The organism is Candidatus Aquicultor secundus, assembly GCF_002791875.1.
GTDB classification, from domain to species: Bacteria; Actinomycetota; Aquicultoria; order Aquicultorales; family Aquicultoraceae; genus Aquicultor_A; species Aquicultor_A secundus.
On the sequence record NZ_PFNG01000065.1, the window covers coordinates 1 to 3,739 of the forward strand.

Here is a 3,739-nt window from a genome sequence, read left to right on the forward strand (position 1 = left end):
TATTTAATTACGGCTTAGTGCTATGCTTTAGTTGTGCTGGTTTACTTTGGTTTTGTTTATATTTTAGCCCTTATTTGGCGGGAGTTTTGCAACAGGCTCCTAGCTCTTCTAAGGCTATCTTCAAAGAAACGCAAACCTCAGCAATACCTAGCGTATGAGCCATAAAGAGGTTCTCGACTCGGTTGTGTCGCCTTGCCCAATTAATCTGTTTCTTGTTTACGCCACATTTTGCAGCGATAACCTCAATACCTACACTATCTAAAGCGTACACCGCCTGGGATGAGCCAAAATCAACCGGCTGATAAATCCTGTCTAAGACTTTGTGCTGATAGAGTTTCTGTAGGCGTTGATTGCAGGCTGAGGTGGTGCTAAAGAAAAGCCTTTCGATTTGGTCACGTCTTAAAAACCTGTTCTCGTAAACGGTTAGGATGATCTCGATGTCTCTTGACTGTAAAACCATCCTTTGAAAATCCTTTGTTCGCTTGTGTCTCGGAAATTTTCCCATGTGTCCTTCCTTTCTATATAGATTTCATCCTTTTAAGAAAATTGACGGAAGGAGGGGTCGGGGGAGGAATTCCGTCAATTTTGACCCGGAACGAAGTGGAGGCTGCAACGTCGGGCGTTAAGCCCGACTACCCGCGCTTTGCCCCTGAGGAACGAAGGGGTGTAGCGAAGCGGAAGGTGCAACCCAAAGGGCGGGTAGTCGGGGTTCAAAGCCGCATCAAAAAAGCTGTTGCGGATTTGAGCCCCGACGTTGCCTGGTTGTGAGTGGGCTCGATGCCCCTCACGAGCAGCCTTCCTCCCCCGATAAGCTTTCATCTCCTTTCCTCACTTGTTTTTTAAGGTATTGTTTTGGCTTATCGTTACCGGAAACCAAGGGTAATGCAGGGTCAGTTGCAAGGGTTTTATCCTCTTCAAGATGAGCATCTTCGCTGGATTCTTTAAGGTCCTCTTCTAGCAAAAGCTCCTCAGCAAGAGCAATAAAAGCCATAGCCAGCTTTGAAAAATCAGCCTCTATTTCTTTTTTGCTTTTTAACTGAGCGTAAAATCTCATCTAAACCTCTTGCTTCTTAGTGTTGCCAAAATATCATACGTTTATGATATTCCTGGTTAAAAATAAAATCGCATCTAAGTTTTGCGATTTTCCTGCTTAGCATGTTAAGGGATACTTGAAATCCGGTTGACAAACAACCAATATCGTAATAATATTATAAACATCTGATAGCTGTCAATACGGCAAAAATACAAAATAATAGCCTGTATTGACTATGGTAGGTTGTCAGAACTACTATAAACAAGCGAAAGATATCACATTATTATGATTAAGGAGTCATTATGGGGTTCGGCGATAAATTAAGAGCCATACGGCTACAAAAAGGAATCACCCAAGAAAAGATCGCTGACAAGCTTGGTTATCAAACCAACAGCTACGTAAGCTCTGTTGAGAATAACAAGTTTATTCCAACGGAGGATAAGCTCAAGACTTGGGCGGAAGCTATGGGAATGCCCTGGGAAGAAATGCAGGACCTTCTTTTAGAGCAAGAACTTGAGGAATTAGGAGTTACCGATCCTGGTTTTCAGATGATGCTAAAAGATGTACCGAGTATGACCTATGAGGAGAAACGCTCCATCCTCGACGCATATCAAATGGTCTTACTTGCCCGGGCTAAGAAATTAGAGAGACAAGACAACTAACAAGAGAGCATATGAATATAGCAAGGAAAACAGCATTAGAAGTAGTTGAAAAATACGGAAACGGTCTTCAGGGTATTTTAGATGCTGAAGGCGTTCAGATTATTTACTTTGCCTTGGCTGGCCGCCTAAAAGAACTCTATTTTGGCGATTTTATTATCCTAAAATCAGGACTGCCTGAAGCCGAGAGACATGAGCTGATTGCCCATGCGCTAGGACATCATTTTCTACATGCTGGCAATCATTTCTTTGTTTCAACCAGCGATACCAATCCCTGGGATAAACTGCAAGAGCGGCAAGCTGAAGTATTTGCCGCTTATCTTTTAATGCCTAAGGTGAACAACTTAAGTGTTCAAGAGATCGCAAATAGCTTCACAGTAACAGAAAAGTTTGCAAGCTTTCGCTTAAAACTTTTGAAGGCCTATAAGCAATAGGCTGCATAAAATATCAGCTCAATAGGAGTCTTTATATGAATTGCTTAATTTATCTTCGAGTTTCAACCAAAGAACAAGCCCAAACTGATGAAAAAGAGGGCTACTCTATCCCCGCTCAAAGAGAGGCTTGTCTTAGATATATCCGTGAACGAGGGTTCAACCTAGTTGATGAGTATGTGGATCGTGGCGAGTCTGCCCGTTCGGTAGACCGCCCTCAGCTACAAGAAATGCTCTCTCGTATAAAGAAGGATCTGACGATTGATGCCATAGTGGTACACAAAATTGATCGACTTGCCCGCAACATGGAAGATCACGTTGCGATAAAGGCAATCCTGAGGCGAAAAGATGTTTCCTTAATCTCGGTTGTTGAAAATATCGAGGATAGCGCCTCTGGTCGATTAGTTGAAGGTATCCACGCTTTAATGGCTGAGTTCTATTCGTCGAACCTCGCGATGGAGGTTAAAAAGGGCTTAAACCAAAAGGCGAAAAACGGCGGCTGGCCGGGTCTTGCACCGTTAGGGTACAAGAATGAAAGGGTGAAAATTGAAGGCCGGGAAATTTCCAAGATTGTAATCGACAAAGAAAGAGCACCTCACATACGCAAAGCCTTTAAGCTTTATGCTACCGGCGACTACTCGCTGACCGAACTACGGGATATATTAACAGCAGACGGCTTAACAGGTATGGTAACTAAATCATACATGGGAAAACCGGTTAGCAAATCAAAACTCGCTACACTTCTCCAGAACAAGTTCTATATCGGAGTTGTTCCGTGGAAGAACATGGAGTTTAAGGGAAACCATGAGCCGCTGATTTCAAAAAACTTATTTGAAAAAGTTCAGGAAATAATAAAAATACACGACCATGCTGGCGAGCGGAAACGGAAACATCCGCACTATCTCAAAGGTACGGTCTATTGCGGTGAATGCGGCTCCAGAATGTCATACATCGTCGCTAAAAAACAATATGCTTACTACTATTGCCTCGGGCAGAAGAAGCATAAAGGCTGTAGTCAAAAATACATAGCCATCGAAGATATCGAAAAGGCTATTGAGCAGTTCTACAAAGACATACAACTGCCGAAGGAATGGGCTGATAAAATTATAGTTAATTCGAGAAAAGAACTTGCTGAACGAGAGCTAGACATCTTAAGGGAAAAAGAATTCTTAAATAAGCGTATCAGTAAACTAAACCGCGAGCGTCAAAGGCTGCTAGATGCATATTTAGCCGAAGCTTTAGCAGTCGATCTCCTAAAAAAGGAACAAGGCCGGATATCAAAAGACCTTCTTGAATCCGAATCACGACTCGAAGCTTTATCTGCAAGAAATGACCATTTCGAGAAGATTGTAGATATGTCTATCAAGATGGCTTCTAACTGCCATCTTGCTTACAAGAAATCATCGCCAAAAGTTAAGAGAATGCTTAACCAAGCCTTCTTCAAAAAGATATATATAAAAGACGAAAAGGCCAGCACCACTGAGTTTGCTGAGCCTTTCGATCTTATTTTTTGCCCTAGTTTGAATAAGGACTCTCTGGTCGGGGCGACAGGATTTGAACCTGCGACCACACGGCCCCCAGCCGTGTGCGCTACCAAACTGCGCTACGCCCCGTTT

5 protein-coding genes, 1 tRNA gene and 1 pseudogene are annotated in these 3,739 nt (G+C 42.9%); 4 read left to right on the plus strand and 3 right to left on the minus strand.

What is annotated here, in order from left to right; translation table 11 throughout:
* Positions 1-70: 70 nt before the first annotated feature.
* Positions 71-505: a replication-relaxation family protein gene (locus tag COY37_RS02640; protein WP_286975923.1), complete on the minus strand. Its 435-nt coding sequence runs from the start codon at positions 503-505 to the stop codon at positions 71-73.
* 80 nt (positions 506-585) lie between these two features.
* On the opposite strand from COY37_RS02640, the gene COY37_RS02645 reads away from it, so the two are divergent.
* The gene (locus COY37_RS02645) at positions 586-768 is read left to right on the plus strand and encodes a hypothetical protein (RefSeq protein WP_286975926.1); all 183 of its coding nucleotides are present in this window, start codon (positions 586-588) and stop codon (positions 766-768) included.
* A 16-nt stretch (positions 769-784) separates the two neighbouring features.
* Here the strand turns inward: COY37_RS02645 and COY37_RS02650 are convergent, their stop codons facing one another.
* Entirely contained in the window at positions 785-1,054 is a 270-nt protein-coding gene (locus COY37_RS02650) for a hypothetical protein (RefSeq protein ID WP_286975930.1), read from the minus strand.
* A gap of 281 nt (positions 1,055-1,335) precedes the next feature.
* Here COY37_RS02650 and COY37_RS02655 point away from each other — a divergent pair, with 281 nt between their 5' ends.
* From COY37_RS02655 to COY37_RS11745, 3 genes and pseudogenes are all read left to right on the plus strand, one after another.
* Positions 1,336-1,695 (plus strand): helix-turn-helix domain-containing protein, encoded by a 360-nt coding sequence (locus COY37_RS02655; protein ID WP_286975933.1) that lies wholly within the window; start codon positions 1,336-1,338, stop codon positions 1,693-1,695.
* An 11-nt stretch (positions 1,696-1,706) separates the two neighbouring features.
* Positions 1,707-2,126: an ImmA/IrrE family metallo-endopeptidase gene (locus tag COY37_RS02660; RefSeq protein WP_286975936.1), complete on the plus strand. Its 420-nt coding sequence runs from the start codon at positions 1,707-1,709 to the stop codon at positions 2,124-2,126.
* 35 nt (positions 2,127-2,161) lie between these two features.
* Positions 2,162-3,175 (plus strand): annotated as a pseudogene (locus COY37_RS11745) (recombinase family protein); the annotation flags it as partial.
* Between the two features lie 484 nt (positions 3,176-3,659).
* On the opposite strand, the gene COY37_RS02665 reads toward COY37_RS11745, so the two are convergent.
* A tRNA-Pro gene (locus tag COY37_RS02665) sits at positions 3,660-3,736 on the minus strand.
* Positions 3,737-3,739: the final 3 nt, after the last annotated feature.

Excerpts from the sequence above, each read along its gene's own strand:
- COY37_RS02640 (WP_286975923.1), bottom strand. The coding sequence starts at position 505 with ATGGGAAAATTTCCGAGACACAAGCGAACAAAGGATTTTCAAAGGATG.
- COY37_RS02650 (WP_286975930.1), bottom strand. The coding sequence starts at position 1,054 with ATGAGATTTTACGCTCAGTTAAAAAGCAAAAAAGAAATAGAGGCTGAT.
- COY37_RS02655 (WP_286975933.1), top strand. The coding sequence starts at position 1,336 with ATGGGGTTCGGCGATAAATTAAGAGCCATACGGCTACAAAAAGGAATC.
- COY37_RS02660 (WP_286975936.1), top strand. The coding sequence starts at position 1,707 with ATGAATATAGCAAGGAAAACAGCATTAGAAGTAGTTGAAAAATACGGA.